Origin of the sequence: Reinekea blandensis MED297 (genome assembly GCF_000153185.1) — a bacterium.
Classification (GTDB): Bacteria; Pseudomonadota; Gammaproteobacteria; order Pseudomonadales; family Natronospirillaceae; genus Reinekea; species Reinekea blandensis.
Window position 1 is genome coordinate 80,745 of the sequence record NZ_CH724154.1, and the last position, 18,686, is coordinate 99,430.

Below are 18,686 nucleotides of genomic sequence, written 5' to 3' on the forward strand. Positions count from 1 at the left end.
CATCCAGACCCAGATCAACACCCGCGGAAACGTTCACAAGAATACCTCGTGCGCCATGCAGGTCGACATCTTCCAGCAAGGGGCTTCGAATCGCCATTTCAGAGGCGCGTTGTGCACGGTTTTCACCAGACGCACAGCCGCTGCCCATCATTGCCATACCCATCTCGGACATTACGGTTCGAACATCGGCAAAGTCCAGGTTAATGGTACCGGGACGAACAATCAGGTCAGCAACACCCTGCACTGCATTCAACAATACATTGTTTGCCTCAGCAAAGGCTTCGATCAGAGTCACATTCTTGCCAAGCACTGACAAAAGCTTTTCGTTCGGGATGGTAATCAGAGAATCCACGTGCTCTCGCAGCTCATCCATACCCTGCATCGCGACCTTCATACGGCGACGACCTTCAAAAGGGAACGGTTTTGTGACTACCGCAACGGTCAGAATACCCAGATCTTTCGCAATTTCGGCAACCACAGGGGCCGCGCCAGTGCCGGTGCCACCGCCCATTCCTGCGGTGATAAAGACCATGTCAGCGCCTTTCAGGATCTCAGCGATCTGCTCACGGTCTTCCAGAGCGGACTGACGTCCAATCTCAGGATTAGCACCCGCACCCAAACCACGGGTAATCCCGTTACCCAGTTGTAATGCGGTCGTCGCGTTCACACTGTGCAACGCCTGCGCATCCGTGTTGGCACAGATAAACTCAACACCTTCTACTTTACTGTCCAGCATGTGTTTCACGGCATTACCGCCGCCGCCGCCACAGCCGAATACTTTAATCACCGCATTTTGCGGCTGCTCATCAACCAGAGTAAACATATCGCCTCCGCTGGTTTCCGTTTCATGTATAGACATAGTCCTACTCCTTACGCTTTTTTAATTTGTGCCGCCTGACCGGCACCCCTGAAAATTATTAAAAGTTTTCGGCAATCCACTTTCGAAAGGACTGCCATGCCGATGTTTTGGATCGTGACGACATGGTCTTCTTTCCGCTGTGTAATTGCTTCAACCCGTACTGCAACAGGCCAACACCCGTCGCGTGAATCGGATTATTTACAACATCTGACAGACCAGAGACCCCTTGCGGCGATGCCAATCGTACAGGCACATGAAAGACTTCCTCGGCCAACTCTACGGCGCCTTCCATTTTTGCTGTGCCGCCGGTCAAAACGATACCGGCCGGGATCATGTCTTCGAATCCACTTCGACGAAGCTCCGCTTTAATCAGCGAAAACAACTCTTCGTATCTGGGTTCAACCACTTCGGCCAACGCTTGGCGAGTGAGTTCACGTGCGGATCGGTCTCCGACACTGGGTACCTTAATCGTTTCATGCTCACCGGCGAGTTGTGACAACGCGCATGCATACTTAATTTTGATGTCTTCAGCGTGCTGGGTGGGTGTTGCGAACGCCATTGCGATGTCATTGGTAACCTGATCGCCAGCAATCGGGATCACCGCGGTATGACGAATAGCGCCCTCAGTAAACACCGCCATATCGGTCGTTCCACCGCCAATATCAACCAGGCAGACACCGAGCTCTTTTTCATCATCGGTCAGTACCGCCTGTGCGGAGGCCAGCTGTTCCAATATGATCTGATCGACTTCAAGACCACATCGACGCACACATTTATCGATGTTCTGCACCGCATTCTGAGCGCCGGTGACCATATGGACTCGCGCTTCAAGACGAACCCCACACATTCCTAACGGTTCTTTAATGCCTTCCTGGCTGTCGATAATGTATTCCTGCGGCAGCACATGCAGGATGTTCTGATCCGCGGGAATGGCGACAGCTTTCGCGGCATCAATAACCCGTTCAAGATCGGCTTCGACAACTTCTTTGTCTTTAATGGCAACAATGCCATTGGAGTTCAGGCTGCTGATGTGACTACCTGCGATACCAACATAGACAGAGTGAATATCACAGCCCGACATCAGTTCGGCTTCTTCAATGGCGCGCTGGATGCTCTGAATGGTCGATTCAATGTTAACGACCACACCTTTCTTTAATCCGCGCGACGGATGAGAACCTAAACCTACAATCTCCAAACCGCCCTCAGCGGTCACGGTCCCTACGATCGCCACCACCTTAGAGGTGCCGATATCCAGACCGACAAGCATGTTTCCTTTATGCGGCGATGTCATTTTCAACCTCAACTGTTTCCTGTTTCAGACGCACCGCTGCCCCATTGGGATAGCGAACATCAATGGTGTCTATGTTATTAACGTCAAAGTCATCGGACGTCAGAATTCGTACCACTCGACGACTGCGCTCCAGAACCTGATCCTCGCCGAGTCGGATCTGAATACCATTGTCCAGATAGAGCGACCAGGCTCCTCTGGCTTTTAAATCGACTGATGACACACGAAAGCCGACCTCTCTGAATATTTTTCCAAACTGCAGGTAATGACTCATGACTTCCTCCGGTCGACCCGATGGCCCCGACAGTTCTGCCAACGTCATCTGCGCAACAGGTCGTTCTAACGGCAATCCTTCATTGTTCAATACCGCGGAACGATTCCAGGTTGCTACCGGCTCATGCTCACTCACCTGAACCAGCAAAAGCGATGGCCACTGCTTTTGAACGGCGGCACTCCTTATCCAAGGTAATGCTTCAATGTCCCGAGCTAATGCAATGGTATCGAGCAGCAACAGGCTTTCTCCCAGATGACGTGACAGCAATGCGTTCATTTCTGCCTCATCCTGGTAAACCAACGGTGACTCAACTTTAAATGCTGACACTGTCATTACGCTGATATCCAACCCCATCAATAGTCGAAACCCTGTTATCAACACCCCGGCCAAAATAACCAAACCGGTTACTTTACCGAGTACCTTCAATACCTTTTTCAGCGGAAAGGGTTCACGACGCCGGGTCGCACCTTTCTTCACCGTTTTTTTCTTAGCCACTTAGGTTAAAGCCCAATTGTTTCTCAGCAATAGCGATTGACAACGCCCCCACATCGCCGGCCCCTTGAGTTAACAATATGTCGCCATCTTGCAGAACGTCGGGCAACACAGAAAAAATCGAATCTTTATCTTCAATAAATACCGGATCCACCCGTCCCCGCTGTCGGATGCTTCGACAAAGACTTCGACCATCGGCACCGTTAATCGGTTCTTCACCTGCCGGATAGACATCCAGCAACAACAACACATCCACTTTAGAAAGCACATCGACAAAGTCTTCATAGAGGTCGCGTGTTCGGCTGTATCGGTGCGGCTGAAACAATGCAACCAGACGCCGTTCTGGCCAACCGGTACGGATGGCATCGAAAGTCACCTGCAACTCCCGTGGGTGATGTCCATAATCATCGACCAACAAAACGTCACCTTTTGGTGTGGAAAACTCACCATTCACCTGGAAACGTCGACCAACACCATCAAAGCCATTTAAGCCTTTAACAATTTCATGATCAGGAACACCTTCGTCTGTTGCTACAGCGATCACGGCTAATGCGTTCAGCACGTTATGGTCACCAGGCATTTTGAGTTCTATTTTCAAACTGGGCAGACCAGAACGCAGTACCGTGAAATTTGTTTGGAGTCCTTTCTTTTCGATATCGATAGCTCGAACATCCGCAGTGTCATTAAACCCATAGGACATCACCTGACGCTGGATAGACGGCAATATGGAACGAACATTGTCATCATCAGTGCACAACACGACCAGCCCATAGAAGGGAACATTGTGCAGAAACTCAACATAGGTTTGCTTCAGTCGTTCAAAGTCACCACAGTAGGTTTCCATATGATCAGCATCAATGTTAGTCACTATCGCCGTCATCGGTTGCAGATGGAGAAAAGAGGCATCGCTCTCATCGGCTTCGGCAATTAAATATCGGCTGGTACCCAATCGAGCATTACTACCAGCGCTATTCAGGCGTCCTCCGATAATAAAGGTAGGATCGTATTCACCACGCCCCATGACAGCTGTCATTAAGGAAGTTGTCGTGGTTTTACCATGAGTACCTGCGATCGCAATGCCATGTCGATACCGCATCAACTCAGCAAGCATCTCAGCGCGGCGAACGACCGGAACACGTGCGTCCAACGCCCAGGCGACTTCGACATTGTCCGGGTTGATGGCGCTGGATACGACCACCACACTGGAGCCTTCAACATTGGTTTGATCATGACCAATAAAAACCTGAATACCAATGCTTTCTAAACGTGCGGTGGTCGCACTGGCCTTCATGTCAGAACCGGAAACCTGGTAACCCTGGTTAAACAATACCTCTGCGATGCCACACATGCCGACCCCACCAATTCCGATGAAGTGAATGCGTTTAATACGCCGCATTTCTGGAATGGGAAATGCAGTTTTCGAACTTGCTTCGCTCATGAGACTTCCTGCTTACTTATCAGTTCTTCTGCAACTCGGGCTACTCGCTCTGCAGAATCTCGAATACCTATTTGCCAGGCACGTTTCGCCCCGGCCTGTAATTTTTTCCGATCCTTGTTCAGCGCTATCAACTCAGCAGCCAATCGATCGGGCGTCAGTTCTTGCTGATCAAACCAGTTTGCCGCCTGATTGTCTGCTAACCAGCGTGCATTCCGATACTGCTGCTGATCTTTATGCCATGGATAGGGAATCAACAGGCTATATACTCCGACGGCGGCCAACTCAGATACCGTTGACGCACCACTGCGGGCAATGACCAAGTCGGCCCATCGATAGGCCTCGTCCATACGGTCGATGTATTCGACAACGGTGGCCTCCAAGCTCAGATCGCGATAAGCCGCTTCGGTTTCATGCTGTTTGCCCGCGCCAGTCTGATGCCAGATTTCAACGCTACCCTGCGACAGTTGACTGACAGCCGCCGGCACCAATTGATTGATAGCAACAGCGCCCTGCGAGCCCCCCAAAACAAGGACACGCAGATTCCGATGAGTTCCCAATCCGCGTTTGTCCGGTGACGACAACTGACACAAGGCGTTCCGAACCGGATTCCCAACGACCTCGACAGAACCGCTAAAAGTGTCCGGAAACGCCTGCAAAACACGATCAGCTCGACCCGCTAAGCGGGCATTGGTCAAACCCGGCACGCCATTCTGTTCATGAAGCAACAGTTTTCGGCGAGTCAGCAAGGCGGCTATTCCGCCCGGAGCAGAAGCATAACCTCCAAAACCGATGACAACGTCTGGCTGTTCACGGCGAAAGATAAACATGCAGTGCCACAGCGCACGGATCAGATTGAATGGCGCCAGCACTTTACGCAGACGACTGCCATGCCATGCCGTCACAGGCAAAGCACAAAACTCATAACCCATTTCAGGAACCAACTTGCCTTCCATACCATAGGAAGAACCAAGCCAGCGGATAGTATGACCGCGCTCCTGCAGCTGATTGGCGACAGCAGCCGCTGGATAGATATGCCCACCGGTTCCCCCGGCCATAATCATAACGTTCATGATTTGACCTCCATGTTCAGGGTTTCGCCATACACCCGGTTTACCATGGCAATCAGACAGACACTGACAATCAAACTGGTACCACCGGCGCTGATGAATGGCAGCGTTAGTCCTTTTGTCGGCAACAATCCGGTATTCACGCCCAGGTTAATAAAGGCCTGCATTGAGAACAGAATACCGATGCCATAACAGACAAACGCGCCGAACAGATTGGTTTTGATCTCGGCCAGTCTTCCGATCCGGAAAATACGCGCAATCATCAGGCTATAAACGGCGATCAATGCCAACACACCCATCAAGCCAAGTTCTTCGGCAATGATGGCGACGATGAAATCATTATGAGCCTCTGGAAGATAAAACAGCTTTTGCATCGAGTTCCCCAGACCGACACCAAACCACTCTCCACGGCCAAAAGCGATCAACGACTGAGTCAACTGATAGCCGCTCCCGTAGACGTTTTCATCGGCCCAAGGATCACGAAAAGCCAGCAATCGTTGCAGTCGATAGGATTCCGAGGTCGCCATTAAGACCACAGCGCCCATCGCCGCAAACATCGACAGAAAAAACTGTCCGGGCTTAACACCACCCAGAAACAACATGCCTAGGACTGTACCCAGAATCACCACCACAGAGCCGAAGTCAGGCTCCAGTAGTAACAACACAACAACAATGGACAAAACAAACACCGGTTTCAGGAAGCCAGCCCAAGAACTGATTACCTCGCTGCGCCGGCGCACCAGATACGCACCGACATAAAGGATTAACGCGACTTTAGCCAACTCAGATGGCTGAAAACCGACGGGCCCTAAATCAATCCAGCGACGAGAACCTTTAATTTCCTGACCAATACCCGGCAACAAAACCAAGCTAAGTAACACAAACCCAGCCATCAACAACAACGCACTCTGTCGGCGCCAAAGCTCCATAGGAACCACACTGACAAACACAGCTGCTAACAGCGCTACAACCAGATAAATGGCATGACGCATTACAAAGTGATAGGGCACTCCAAACATCTGCTCACTGACATCGATCCCCGCTGATGCAATCATCACCAAGCCAAACAACAGCAGGGATACGGTCGAACCCAACAAGATGCGATCAGGTTGCCATAGTGGCTGGTAATGCTCACCCAACCGATCGGTTATCAAAGGTAAGGACTTATGTGTCGTCATGTCAGCGCCCCCACCAGTTGATTGAACTGCTGACCGCGATGTTCAAAGTTTTCAAACTGATCAAAACTGGCACACGCAGGAGACAACAACACTATGTCACCCTCCTGAGCATTGGCGTTTGCTTTTGCAAAGGCCTCACTCAGTGTCTCGCACTCTACTGCACGATCCGTTAGCGCTAAAAACTGCTGACGATCCTGGCCAAAGGCATACACCTGCTTACAGGTTTGCTCAATAACCTCAGCCAATGGTGAGAGATCCTGATCTTTCGCCTGACCTCCAGCCAATAGATGAATGTTAGCCCCCCGGACACTGACCAACCCTTCCAGAGCAGCCGTTGTGGAACCCACGTTGGTTGCTTTTGAATCGTTAATGAACGTAATACCAGCCCGCTCCCGGATGGCCTGGCAGCGATATGGCAATCCGGAAAAAGAGGTTAAAGCAGTCAACGTGGCTGACCGATCGTTTCCGGCCATGTCGGCCAGCGCTAATACGGCCAACGCGTTCATCACGTTGTGCCCACCTGGCAGTGCAACCTCAGACACAGGCAAAACTAAATCAAATCCCTGAGCGAGCCACTCGTTGCCATCCTGTTTACGCAACCCGTAATGATTTAAGTCGGGCGCGTCCGAGGCAAAAGTACGTTTTAAAACATGGTCTGGAACCAGGGGTTGTGTCAGCGCGTCAGATCGGTTGTACAGAACACTGGCAGCACCAAAATAGATTTTCTGCTTCGCTTGCACATAATGCGCAAGCGTTTCGTAGCGATCCATGTGATCTTCAGAAATATTCAACACACAGGCAATGTCAGCATTGACCCGACTGAGCAGTTCCAGTTGAAAACTGGACAGCTCTAGCACGGCAACATCATATGCAGCGTGATCAGTCTCTAAGACGGGTATACCAATATTGCCGGCAACCAATGTTTTCTGGCCCCCGGCTTTCAGTGCCTCGCCCAACCAGGCGGTGACCGTCGATTTTGCATTCGATCCGGTAATGGCAATGACCTTTCCGTTAAACTCACTCAGAAACAGCTCAATATCACTGCTCAGTTGCACTCCCTGGTCTAACGCTTTCTTTATCGCCGGATCAGCCAACGGAACACCCGGGCTCATGACCAGCACATCTGCTGAGGCTAAAACTGTATCGTCAAAACCCAGATGAATGCGCAGATCCGGAAACTCGCTCTGCACATCCGCCAACGTAGGTGGTGCTGCACGACTGTCCATCGCCTCGACATACTTACCCTGATTGCGCAGATGGCGCACGCAGGAAACCCCGGTTAAACCGAGGCCTACTACAAGGTAAGTTTTGTCAGCAGCAATCATCGTCATCAGCGAATCTTCAACGTAGCCAAACCAATCAAAACCAGAATGACGGTAATAATCCAAAAGCGGACAATGACCCTCGGCTCTGGCCAGCCTTTTAACTCATAATGGTGATGCAGCGGCGCCATCCGAAAGATGCGTCGCCCGGTCAACTTATAGGACGCCACCTGCAGAATGACCGACACCGTCTCTGCGACAAACACGCCACCCATAATAAAAAGCACCAATTCTTGTCGCACAATCACGGCAATCACACCTAAGGCAGCACCCAATGCCAGGGAACCAACATCACCCATAAAAACCTGTGCCGGATAGGTGTTAAACCAAAGGAACCCCAAACCCGCGCCAACCAATGCTGCACAGAACACAATCAATTCACCGGTCCCGGCGACGTAAGGAATCTGAAGGTAGTCCGAATAAACCGCGTTCCCGGTGACATAGGCGAACACACCTAATGCCCCACCCACCAATACCGTTGGCAAAATGGCCAAACCATCGAGACCATCCGTCAGGTTTACCGCATTTGAGGTCCCGACAATGACAAAATATGCCAATGCCACAAACAACACGCCTAACGACAATGCGATGTCTTTAAAAAACGGAACAAAGAGTGTTGTTTCTGCTGGCGTAACGGCGCTCAGGTACAACGCAACCGCTGCGAACAACCCAATAACCGACTGCCAAAAATACTTAGCTTTTGCGGACAGTCCCTTACTGTTGCGTTGCACGACTTTTCGATAATCGTCGATCCAGCCAATGCACCCGAACCCAGCTGTCACGATGATGGTGATCCAGACGTATCGATTACTCAGATCTGACCAGAGCAGAGCCGAGACAATGACAGAAATAAGGATCAACGCGCCCCCCATGGTCGGAGTGCCCGCCTTGGTCAAATGACTTTGCGGACCGTCGTTACGCACCGATTGACCAATCTGGTGATGTTTCAGTAAACGAATCAGCCCCGGACCGAAAATCAGCGAAACGCCGAGCGCTGTCAGTACGCCGAAAATGGCACGCAGGGTCAGATACTGCAAAACTCCAAAACCAGCATCAAGCTGTACTAAAAACGGCGTCAACCAGACAAACATCAGTCTTTCCTTCTTAGCGCATCAACGACACGCTCCAGGCCGGAACTTCGGGATCCTTTCACCAGCACGGCAGTTTCAGTTTCAAGTTTGGCCGGCAACATGGCCAGCAGCTCCTCGATGGACTCAAAATGATGGCCACCGAATGCGTCAGATATCTGCAGAGACTCCTTACCTACACTCCAGATATGTTGAATTTTTCCACGGGCATACAGACCGACTTCCCGATGAAGGTTCGCACTTTCGTCACCCAGTTCAGCCATGTCTCCAGCAATCAGGAGGGTGTCCTCTCCAAGATCTTCAAGAACATCAATCGCCGCACGGAAAGACGCAGGGTTCGCATTGTAAGCATCGTGAATCAGCGCTCCGCCATGCATTGAATCGACCGGCTCCATTCGACCAGGCTCGGGTTGCATGGCACTCAGCCCCTGGGCAATATCCAACGCCGACACACCCGCCAGCCAGGCGGTTGCTGCAGCGGCTGCCGCGTTTATCGCCATGTGCTTACCCAAGACGGGCCAACTGACAGATAAATCGCCATCTGGCATCCCCAGTGTGTACTCACTGCCGTGACTGTTGTTTTTAAAACTCAACAGACAAACGTCAGCGTCAGAATGCCGACCGAAAGTCACAATCTTGCGATCGCCTGCCTGCTTAAGCCATCGGTTATAGGCAGGGTCATCTTTGTTCAGAACGACACCGCCTTCTGAATGCGTGGCGTCAATGATTTCACCTTTGCCCTGCCGGACGCCTTCCAAACCACCAAACCCTTCGGTGTGTGCTTCGGCCGCATTTAATAACAAACTGATATGCGGGCGCGAAAATGAACCAAGCCAGGCAATTTCCTGTTGGGCATTGGCACCCAGTTCAAGCAACACCCGTTGGTGCTGGTCCGTCAATCGGAACCAGGTTTTAGGAACGCCAATGTCGTTATTAAAGTTCCCTTCGGTGGCCAGCAGTCCGGGCTGCAACTTAAAGATTTCCGTCAACATGGCGCGAGTTGAGGTCTTACCAACTGAGCCAGTCAGAGCGATAACTTGCCCGGCAAAGCGGTCACGCAAAATTCCGGCAAGAACACCTAAGCCCTTGCGAGTATCGGACAGTACCAGTTGCGGTACCGGACAATCAGGCAGTGCATCTTGCACCACAACCGCTCCTGCACCCTTGTGGATGGCGGTGGACAGATAATGATGTCCATCGAAATACTGGCCCTTGAGAGCGACATATATATCACCGGCCTCCAGAGACCGGGTATCGGTGGAAATGGTCGTCACGACCCTATCGTCGCCTATCAACTCTCCGGCTCCGGCATCGGCCCAGTTTTGTAAGGTCGGATCACTCCACATGCTGCGCCTCCTGCCAGTTCAAAACGGTATCCTGATCAGAAAAGGGGTGACGAACACCATCAATTTCCTGATAGCTCTCATGACCTTTACCCGCGATCAGAACAACATCGGATCGTTCGCTGTCATTTAATGTCTGAACAATGGCCTCACGACGATCTGGGATTACCCGATAGTTCGCCTCTGTTGAGAAGCCCTGTTCAATATCAGCAATGATCCGAGCCGATGGCTCTGTTCTTGGATTATCATCGGTCACCACGACCACATCAGCATATTGCTCAGCAACCCGGGCCATTTCCGGTCGCTTGCCGCCATCACGATCACCACCACAACCAAAGATCACCACCAACCGACCATTCACATGCTCGCGGCAGGATTGCAGTGCTTTTTCTAGCGCGTCAGGTGTGTGCGCGTAGTCAACGACAACCGTTGGTGAATAGGCGGAACGCAGGGTTTCCATCCGACCTTTAACGGGATTGCAGTTAGAAATCACCCGAGCTGCGGTATTGACCGGAACCCCTTCTGCCAACATGACCGTCAGTGCCGCCAGCGCATTGCTTAAGTTAAACCGCCCAAGCAAGCGAAGATTCAGATCCACGTCGGTTTCCGGTGTTTTCACTTTGGCATCAATACCAGCTTCATGACAATTGACTTCAAGTGCCTGCACATCGGCATCCGTTTCCAGTGCGTAAGTCCACACTCGCTCCGCCATGATGCGCTCACGATTTTTCTGAACCCACTCGTCATCTAAGTTCACCACGGCGTTACGCAATCCAGGCCAACGCATCAGACGCCACTTCGCTTCGAAATAGGCTTCCATAGAGTGATGGTAATCGAGGTGATCTCGGGACAAGTTGGTAAACACAGCCGTTGAAAAATGAAGCCCATCGACACGCCCCTGATCCAGACCGTGCGAAGACACTTCCATCGCACAGAACTCAGCTCCCTGAGATTGTTGCCGTGACAGTTCTTCATGCAAACGGATTACATCGGGAGTGGTATTCAGTGTATCGCTCAACTGCCCCCACAGACCCTGACCGTTGGTGCCGATGATGCCACACCGACGTCCGAGGAAATCCAAAGATTGCGCTACATACTGACACGTTGAGGTTTTACCGTTCGTCCCGGTAATCCCGATAACCCTGAGTTTATGTGTTACTGAGCCATAGAAACGATGCGCCAGCTCGCCTAATTGATCGCGTAAGCCATCCACGACACAAACCGGCACCTGAGTATCATGTTGAATCGGCACTCGGCGCTCACACAGTATGGCAACCGCCCCCTTATCGATGGCCGATTGAATGAAATCGTGGCCATCCGCATGAAAACCCTTCAGCGCAATAAAGACAGACCCACGAGTGACTTCCCGGCTATCCAGTGTGATGTCGACAGCTTTAACGCCGGCCAACTCAGGGTGTTCAGGCAACCAATCCATCATAGAGATCATGAACCCGCCCCTTTTGCGATCATCGGCGCTTTATCGGGCTTCACATCCAACAAAGGCATAGCCTGCTGCATGATGCCCCGGAAAACAGTCGCTGGCACTTCCCCTCCAAAATAGGCGTCTTCTGGTGGTTCATTAATCACAACAACGGTCACCACCTGTGGATCGTCGGCCGGCACGATGCCAACAAACGAGGAAACATATTTAGAATCTTCATAGCCAGCCGAGCCAACTTTATGCGTCGTTCCGGTTTTACCGGCCACTGAGTACCAGTCCAAAGCAGCACGAGTCGCTGTACCGCCAGGTTCCACCACCGTTTTCATCATTTCTAAAACAGCGTCTGCCGTTCTTGCAGAAACCACCTGACGACCGTCGTCAAAAACGGTGACGCCGTCGATCAATCTGGCATTAACACGCTGCCCACCGTTCGCCAGTGTGGCGTATGCCTGCGCCAAGTGCAGCGGCGTTGTTGACATACCATAGCCGTAGGCCAAGGCCCCTTGCGTTACCTGATCCCAGCGCATCGGGTTCGGCAACGACCCTGTAGCTTCGCCCGGAAAACCCAAACCAACATTTTCTCCGAGACCAAAGTCATAAAACCCCTGCCAGAAATTTTCCGCTTCCAGTTCCTGAGCGATTTTCACAATACCGACGTTACTGGACTTCTTGATCACTTCCGTCGCGGTCAGTGCGCCATAATTGCGAAAATCGCGAATGGTAAATCGGCCCAGCTTCAGTCGCCCGGGGTTGGTATCAACCGTCGATTGCGGGGTAACGATTCCGGCTTCTAGTGCCAACGCCATGGTCAGCGGCTTCATGACCGAGCCGGGCTCAAACAAGTCAGTAATGGCGCGATTGCGCATGGCCTCAGGCTCTAAAGAAGAGCGATCGTTCGGGTTGTAGCCTGGCTGATTCACTAATGCGAGCACTTCGCCGGTGTGCACGTCCATCATGACGACCGATCCGGAGGTACCACCGTTTGCCGCGATGGCTCTTTTAAGCTCCCGGTAAGCCAGGTACTGCAATCGAAGATCGAGTGTTAGCGTCAAAGTTTCGCCCGACTCTGCAGGCAACAACTCACCAACATCGCGAACAGAACGACCAAGCAGATCCCGGATGATTTCTTTTTTGCCGGCATGAGATGTCAACTGAGCGTCAAATGCCAACTCAATACCTTCCTGCCCCCGGTCATCAATGTCTGTAAAACCAACGACATGTGCAGAGACTTCTCCAGCCGGATAATAGCGCTTGTACTCACGCTGGCCGTATACACCTGGTAAGCCCTGATCAAGGATCTCCTGAGCTTCATCTGGCGTCATATGCCGCTTGACGTACATGAATGCCTTGTGCTGTTCCGCCCGAACCGCCAAGGTCTGACGACTGACACCCACGGCTTTAGCCAGAACCGGAATGTCCTCGATATTCAGTTCCCGAGGGTCCGCCCAGATAGACACGACTGGCGTACTGACCGCAACCGGTTCACCATATCGATCCTCGAGCATTCCGCGCGGAGCATTCACCACCTCGACACGCTGCCAGCGAGAAGTACCCTCGTTAATCAAAAAGTCTTTCTGAAGCACCTGCAAATAAACGACGCGCCAAACCAGAACGGCCAGTAAAACCAGCAATCCGATCTGAACCGTTATAAAACGCCATCGTGTTAACTGCATAACCCTAATGCTTCCTGTCTGTTATTCTATTTCCACTGTGTTTGCATTATCCGGGAGCACCATTCCCAACTCTTCCCGAGCGACACGCTCAACCCGAGAAGGCGAAGAAAAGGCGCTTTCTTCTAATATCAGTCGCCCCCAGTCTTCCAGCAGCAGTTGATACTGAGATCGCAACCGCTCCAACTCTGAAAACTGCGTACGGGTGTTGTAGGTAACGCTGACAATCCCAAAGGTCGTCATCAGCACCACCACTACTTCAATCACCAGCACAAACCAGGACACCGGTGTCGGCTTCATCGCGACAACTTCTCTGCAACCCGCAACACCGCGGAGCGCGACCGCACATTAACGGCCACTTCTTCTGCACTGGCCTTAATAGCCTTCCCCACGGCCTTCATCGTGACGTGAATATCCTCATCACGCACAGGCAGCCCCGGAGGCAACTCAGGCCCTTTGGCCTGAAGCTTAATGAACTGTTTTACCGCGCGATCTTCGAGACTGTGGAACGAGATTACCGCCAACCGACCTCCCGGCTTAAGTGCGCCAACTGAGGCACTCAAGACGGCATCCAACTCGTCCAGCTCACCGTTCACGGCGATGCGGATCGCCTGAAAAGACTTAGTCGCCGGGTGTTTTTTATGATCCCACTTAGGGTGAGCAGTTTTAATAATCTCAGCCAATTGCAGCGTACGCTCGATGGGTTGTTTCTGCCGTGCCGTTACAATGGCGCGTGCAATACGTCGACTGAAACGCTCATCCCCGTATTGGAACAACACATCCGCCAGTTCTTTTTCGGACACCCGGGCAATCCACTGAGCTGCACTCTCGCCAGATTCCGGATTCATCCGCATATCCAGCGGGCCATCCGCCCGAAAACTGAATCCACGCTCAGCATCATCCAACTGCGGTGAAGACACGCCCAAATCAAGCAGAATGCCACTGACCTGACCCATCAATCCGGCTTGTTTGAGTACAGAACTCAGTTCCGCAAAACCACGCTGGACCACCGTGACCCGCGAGTCTTCTGCGGCCAGCTCGTTGGCGGTTGCAATCGCCAGCGGGTCTTTATCGAAGACAATCAGCCGCGCATCGGCATCCAGACGGGATAGCAGGAGCCGGCTGTGACCACCTCTTCCAAAGGTGCCATCGACATAGACACCAGAACCAACATCCACGGCCTCAACGGTTTCGTGCAATAGCACAGTTTCATGCGAATACGGCTGATCTGACGGTAAACTCATAGCGAAATCTGCTCCAACTCTTCCGTCATCGATTCATCGGTTCCGGCCGCGGCAATGTATTCATCCCGAGCCTGCTCCCATTCGGCTTCAGACCAGAGCTCAAACTTATTACCCTGACCGAGCAGAACGACCTTCTTGTCCAGACCGGCATATTCTCTCAGCGGCGCAGAAATCAAGACGCGCCCCGCCGAATCGATATCAACATCGGTGGCATAGCCGATAAGCAATCTTTGAATTCGTCTTGCGGCCTTATTAAAGCTTGATAGCGCAGATATCTTCTCCTGAATGACTTCCCACTCAGGTAAGGGATAAACCAGCAAACAACGGGATTCGGTATCAATGGTAATGACCAACTGATTCTCTGCAGCGGCATCCAACATCGCCCGATAACGACTGGGCACAGCAACACGCCCTTTGGCATCTAAAGCCAAAGAGTGCACGCCACGCAGCATGATGTTATCGGACAACGCCATTTAAGACCCCAGTCTTGGTGTATGGTCAGCGCTCACTAACAGGCGCTAAATCCACTTTGTACCACTTTATCCCACAATTCGACACTATAGTGCCACACACAACCACAAGCAAGTATTCACTATCACGGAATGACCTAAAAAATCCTTAAAAAACATAAGCTTACAAAGTGGGTCACAAAACGGGAAATAAAGTTAGCGAGCACTAACAAACCAAACTACGGATAGAATCTAAAGTTAAAGGCGAGACTTAAAGTAATACATTAAGTATTAGACTGATTTTGAATAAAAATAAGAAGGGGTATAAAAAAATGGGAGCCAGCCGATAAGCCGGGTTCTGTCATGGACAGTCATTCATCTAGCCGCAGGATTGCTCCTGAGGTCAAGCAACCTACCCGGTTCCGGCGCGGGTCACGCCTTAAGGAACCCTATTTGGTCTTGCTCCAGGTGGGGTTTACCATGCCAACACTGTTACCAGTGTCGCGGTGCGCTCTTACCGCACCCTTTCACCCTTACCAGGCCAGAAGCCTGGCGGTCTACTCTCTGCTGCACTGGCCGTCGGCTCGCGCCGCCCAGACGTTATCTGGCACCTTACCCTATGGAGCCCGGACTTTCCTCCCCCTGCAATGCAGGCAGCGACTGTCTGGCTGACTCCCGGCAGCGCACCTTAATGATATTGAGCAGGAAGGCAAGAAAAAACACTTATCGACAACTCACTCAGGTCTCAGAACTGCGCTGTGACAATAGATAGTCGTAATAGAGTTTCTTACGACCACCAAACGCATCGGCGAGCGCGGCCGCCAACACTTTCGGAGGCAGGGAATCACCGAGCGTTACGACTAATTTTCTGACTTCGTCGGATATTTCAGCCTGTTTGGACTTTCCAACGCCCTGAACCAACAGGACAAACTCACCCCGTCGCTGATTGGCATCATTTGCCAACACCGCCTGAACATCGGCAACCGTTCCTCTTAACACAGTTTCGAACGTTTTGGTGAGCTCACGGGCCAGGACAATTTGCCGGGCAGCTCCCAGCACTTTAGCGAGATCAGCTAAAGAATCTTCAATCCGATGACTGCTCTCATAAAAAATGACGGTACCCGCATACTCCGAGATCTGCTGAAACGCGGACTGCCGAGCCGACGTTTTCGCCGGCAGAAAACCTTCAAACGAGAAACGGTCGGTCGGCAACCCTGCCACTGACAATGCCGCAATGATTGCGCTCGCACCTGGTACGGGTACAACCGCCAAACCTTTTGCTACAACGTCGTTGACCAGAACGTACCCAGGGTCACTGATCAAAGGCGTACCGGCATCACTGATCAGAGCAATCGACTCACCCGCTTCCAACCACTGCAGGATTAAGGCGGATTTGTCTCGTTCATTATGCTCATGAAGCGCTTCCAATCGGGCCTGAATACCCAGATGATCAAGTAAACGAACGCTGTGACGGGTGTCTTCACAACAGACCCGACTGACGGATGACAGGACCTGTCGGGCACGTTCGGTGATATCCGCCATGTTGCCTATCGGCGTTGCGACGACATAGAGCGTCCCGGCGGTGACGGTGGAGGAGTGGGGCATTTTTCCGGACCCTTACACTGAGGTTAGAAATGGAACGATGACTTTAACGACATTAACTGAGTAAAATGCGCGGACAACTCAGAAACGGTCGCCATTGTACCTATGTTTTTCCTGAAAAAGTCAGCTTCTCTTAAAAGCCTTATTCTCCTGACTGCGGTTTTTACAGTTGGGTGTGCCACCAATGTTGTCGAAACGACCACACCATCGCCCAGTGAAGAGGTCACCCAAACCCAGCAGGATCGCCAGAGGATCGATCAACAACTCGACCTGATCGAAGCCCTGCTGGCAGAACAACAGGTAGAAGAAGCGACCGTTCTGCTCAATGATCTGGATTTTGACTCGCTGAATACCGCGCAACAGACTCGTTACGCGCTTTCCCAGGCCAATGCCGCATTAGTTCTGGGCGATGGTCAGCAGGCGCTAACCTGGCTGAGCGGTGATTACGTGTACCTGTTCGATGGTTTACCGCTGGAACAGCAGATCACCATCGGCTTGAAACGGGCAGAGGCCTATGAGTATTCGGGCAAACCGCTGGCGGCCGCACGGGAGCGGATATTCATGGCACCTTTACTGGAAGGTGAGCAAGCGGATTACAACCATGATCAAATCTGGTTCGATTTACAGCTCGTGCCGGAAGAATCGCTGCGCGAACTCGTTAAGACTGAGTCGAGCCCCGACCTGACCGGATGGATTGAGCTTTCCTTAATCAGCCTGACGCACAGTGACGACCTGTACCGCCTGCTCACTCAGGTAGAAGACTGGCAAAACCGCAAGCCCGCCCACCCGGCTGCGAAGAGACTGCCGGGAAGCCTGAGCATGCTCCGTGAACTGGCGGCTGGCCAACCCAAGCACATCGGTGTTCTGCTGCCACTTTCCGGCCCACTGGAAAAAGCCGGTAATGCAATCCGGAACGGGCTGCTGACCTCTTGGTATCAGGCACGGGATGCCGAACAAGATGTGCCGACGCTCACGTTCTATGACACGGCGAAAACTGAAGACGTTCAGAACCTTTATAAACAAGCCATCACCAATGGCGCGGAAACCATCATCGGCCCGCTGGCTAAAGCCAGAGTACACCGACTGGCAGATGCTGAATCGCTCCCCGTTCCGGTGCTGGCCCTGAACTACAGCGATCGTCCGGCAAAAGATGCAAACAGCTTCTACCAGTTTGGCCTTTCCCCTGAAGATGAAGCGACCCAGGTAGCCGATGATATCTGGCAACAAGGCGTTCGCTCCGTACTGGTCGTCGCCCCGAACAGTGCCTGGGGCATTCGCACCAGCGATGCCTTTATCCGTCATTGGCAGTTAAAAGGCGGCACCGTCACCAGCAAAGCCTTGTTTGAACGACCCGACCAGTACCTGGGTGTCATCAAACAAGCTCTGAACATTGATCACAGCGAACGCCGCCACCAACAATTGCAGTACCGACTGGATGAACCGCTCGAGTTTGAGTTCCGACGCCGTGACGACGTTGATATGGTGTTCATGCTCGCCTTCCCAGCCCAGGCCCGTCAGTTGAAGCCCATCCTTAACTATCAGCGGGCCATCGACATTCCGGTGGTCGCAACCTCCAGTATATATGCAGGGACCAGTGACGCTGATCGGGACAAAGACCTCGAAGGCATTCGCTTTATCGAAATGCCCTGGCGCCTGCGCCCGAGTACACTTCGTTCAAAGATCGGACAGGCCTTCCCGGAAAGTCTGTCCAGCTACTCGTCCCTGATTGCCTTCGGCATCGACGCTTACCGCCTCTATCCCCGTCTGCCGCAGATGGCAGTCTTCGATGATGTCCGTATTCAGGGTGTCACGGGTTCGCTATCGATGGCGGATAACGGATTAATCCGGCGTAATCTGGACTGGGCGGTCATTGAAAACGGACTGGTGCGACCCAGAAACCTGACCATTCAGACCAGCCGCCGGCCCTGAAC

16 protein-coding genes and 1 other RNA gene are annotated in these 18,686 nt (G+C 52.2%); 1 reads left to right on the forward strand and 16 read right to left on the reverse strand.

The annotated features are described in order from the left end of the window. From ftsZ to rsmI, 16 genes are all read right to left on the reverse strand, one after another. The coding region (gene ftsZ / locus MED297_RS22360; protein WP_083779493.1) for a cell division protein FtsZ at nt 1-823 on the reverse strand (823 nt) is incomplete at its 3' end. 94 nt (nt 824-917) lie between these two features. After that, the gene (gene ftsA / locus MED297_RS17945; RefSeq protein WP_008047469.1) at nt 918-2,150 is read right to left on the reverse strand and encodes a cell division protein FtsA; all 1,233 of its coding nucleotides are present in this window, start codon (nt 2,148-2,150) and stop codon (nt 918-920) included. After that, nucleotides 2,134-2,916, reverse strand: coding sequence for a cell division protein FtsQ/DivIB (locus MED297_RS17950; RefSeq protein ID WP_008047470.1), 783 nt, complete (start codon nt 2,914-2,916; stop codon nt 2,134-2,136). Before MED297_RS17950 ends, ftsA begins: the two co-directional genes overlap by 17 nt. Beyond that, entirely contained in the window at nt 2,909-4,351 is a 1,443-nt protein-coding gene (gene murC / locus MED297_RS17955; protein WP_008047472.1) for a UDP-N-acetylmuramate--L-alanine ligase, read from the reverse strand. Before murC ends, MED297_RS17950 begins: the two co-directional genes overlap by 8 nt. Continuing rightward, on the reverse strand, nt 4,348-5,421 hold the full coding sequence (gene murG / locus MED297_RS17960; RefSeq protein ID WP_008047477.1) for an undecaprenyldiphospho-muramoylpentapeptide beta-N-acetylglucosaminyltransferase: 1,074 nt from the start codon (nt 5,419-5,421) through the stop codon (nt 4,348-4,350). Before murG ends, murC begins: the two co-directional genes overlap by 4 nt. Continuing rightward, entirely contained in the window at nt 5,418-6,596 is a 1,179-nt protein-coding gene (ftsW, locus tag MED297_RS17965; RefSeq protein WP_008047479.1) for a putative lipid II flippase FtsW, read from the reverse strand. The genes murG and ftsW overlap by 4 nt, the downstream gene beginning before the upstream one ends. After that, nucleotides 6,593-7,927 carry a UDP-N-acetylmuramoyl-L-alanine--D-glutamate ligase gene (murD, locus tag MED297_RS17970; protein ID WP_040557605.1) on the reverse strand — a complete coding sequence of 445 codons (1,335 nt, stop codon included), beginning with the start codon at nt 7,925-7,927 and terminating at the stop codon, nt 6,593-6,595. Before murD ends, ftsW begins: the two co-directional genes overlap by 4 nt. Further along, nucleotides 7,927-9,009 carry a phospho-N-acetylmuramoyl-pentapeptide-transferase gene (gene mraY, locus MED297_RS17975; protein WP_008047483.1) on the reverse strand — a complete coding sequence of 361 codons (1,083 nt, stop codon included), beginning with the start codon at nt 9,007-9,009 and terminating at the stop codon, nt 7,927-7,929. Before mraY ends, murD begins: the two co-directional genes overlap by 1 nt. Then, complete coding sequence (locus tag MED297_RS17980) at nt 9,009-10,352, reverse strand: UDP-N-acetylmuramoyl-tripeptide--D-alanyl-D-alanine ligase (protein ID WP_008047484.1); 1,344 nt, start codon at nt 10,350-10,352, stop codon at nt 9,009-9,011. Before MED297_RS17980 ends, mraY begins: the two co-directional genes overlap by 1 nt. Further along, complete coding sequence (locus MED297_RS17985) at nt 10,342-11,796, reverse strand: UDP-N-acetylmuramoyl-L-alanyl-D-glutamate--2,6-diaminopimelate ligase (RefSeq protein ID WP_008047485.1); 1,455 nt, start codon at nt 11,794-11,796, stop codon at nt 10,342-10,344. The genes MED297_RS17980 and MED297_RS17985 overlap by 11 nt, the downstream gene beginning before the upstream one ends. Further along, entirely contained in the window at nt 11,793-13,463 is a 1,671-nt protein-coding gene (locus MED297_RS17990; RefSeq protein WP_008047486.1) for a peptidoglycan D,D-transpeptidase FtsI family protein, read from the reverse strand. The genes MED297_RS17985 and MED297_RS17990 overlap by 4 nt, the downstream gene beginning before the upstream one ends. Nucleotides 13,464-13,484: 21 nt before the next feature. Further along, nucleotides 13,485-13,760: a cell division protein FtsL gene (ftsL, locus tag MED297_RS17995; protein WP_008047487.1), complete on the reverse strand. Its 276-nt coding sequence runs from the start codon at nt 13,758-13,760 to the stop codon at nt 13,485-13,487. Beyond that, complete coding sequence (gene rsmH / locus MED297_RS18000) at nt 13,757-14,704, reverse strand: 16S rRNA (cytosine(1402)-N(4))-methyltransferase RsmH (protein WP_008047488.1); 948 nt, start codon at nt 14,702-14,704, stop codon at nt 13,757-13,759. The genes ftsL and rsmH overlap by 4 nt, the downstream gene beginning before the upstream one ends. Next, nucleotides 14,701-15,177, reverse strand: coding sequence for a division/cell wall cluster transcriptional repressor MraZ (mraZ, locus tag MED297_RS18005; RefSeq protein WP_008047490.1), 477 nt, complete (start codon nt 15,175-15,177; stop codon nt 14,701-14,703). The genes rsmH and mraZ overlap by 4 nt, the downstream gene beginning before the upstream one ends. Nucleotides 15,178-15,484: 307 nt before the next feature. Continuing rightward, nucleotides 15,485-15,829: RNase P RNA component class A (gene rnpB, locus MED297_RS21625), an RNA gene on the reverse strand. 62 nt (nt 15,830-15,891) lie between these two features. Further along, a complete protein-coding gene (gene rsmI, locus MED297_RS18010; RefSeq protein ID WP_040557607.1) occupies nt 15,892-16,758 on the reverse strand; it encodes a 16S rRNA (cytidine(1402)-2'-O)-methyltransferase in 867 nt (288 codons plus the stop codon). Between the two features lie 102 nt (nt 16,759-16,860). Here rsmI and MED297_RS18015 point away from each other — a divergent pair, with 102 nt between their 5' ends. Next, nucleotides 16,861-18,684, forward strand: a complete 1,824-nt coding sequence (locus MED297_RS18015; protein ID WP_008047495.1) for a penicillin-binding protein activator — start codon at nt 16,861-16,863, stop codon at nt 18,682-18,684. The last annotated feature ends 2 nt before the right edge of the window (nt 18,685-18,686 follow it).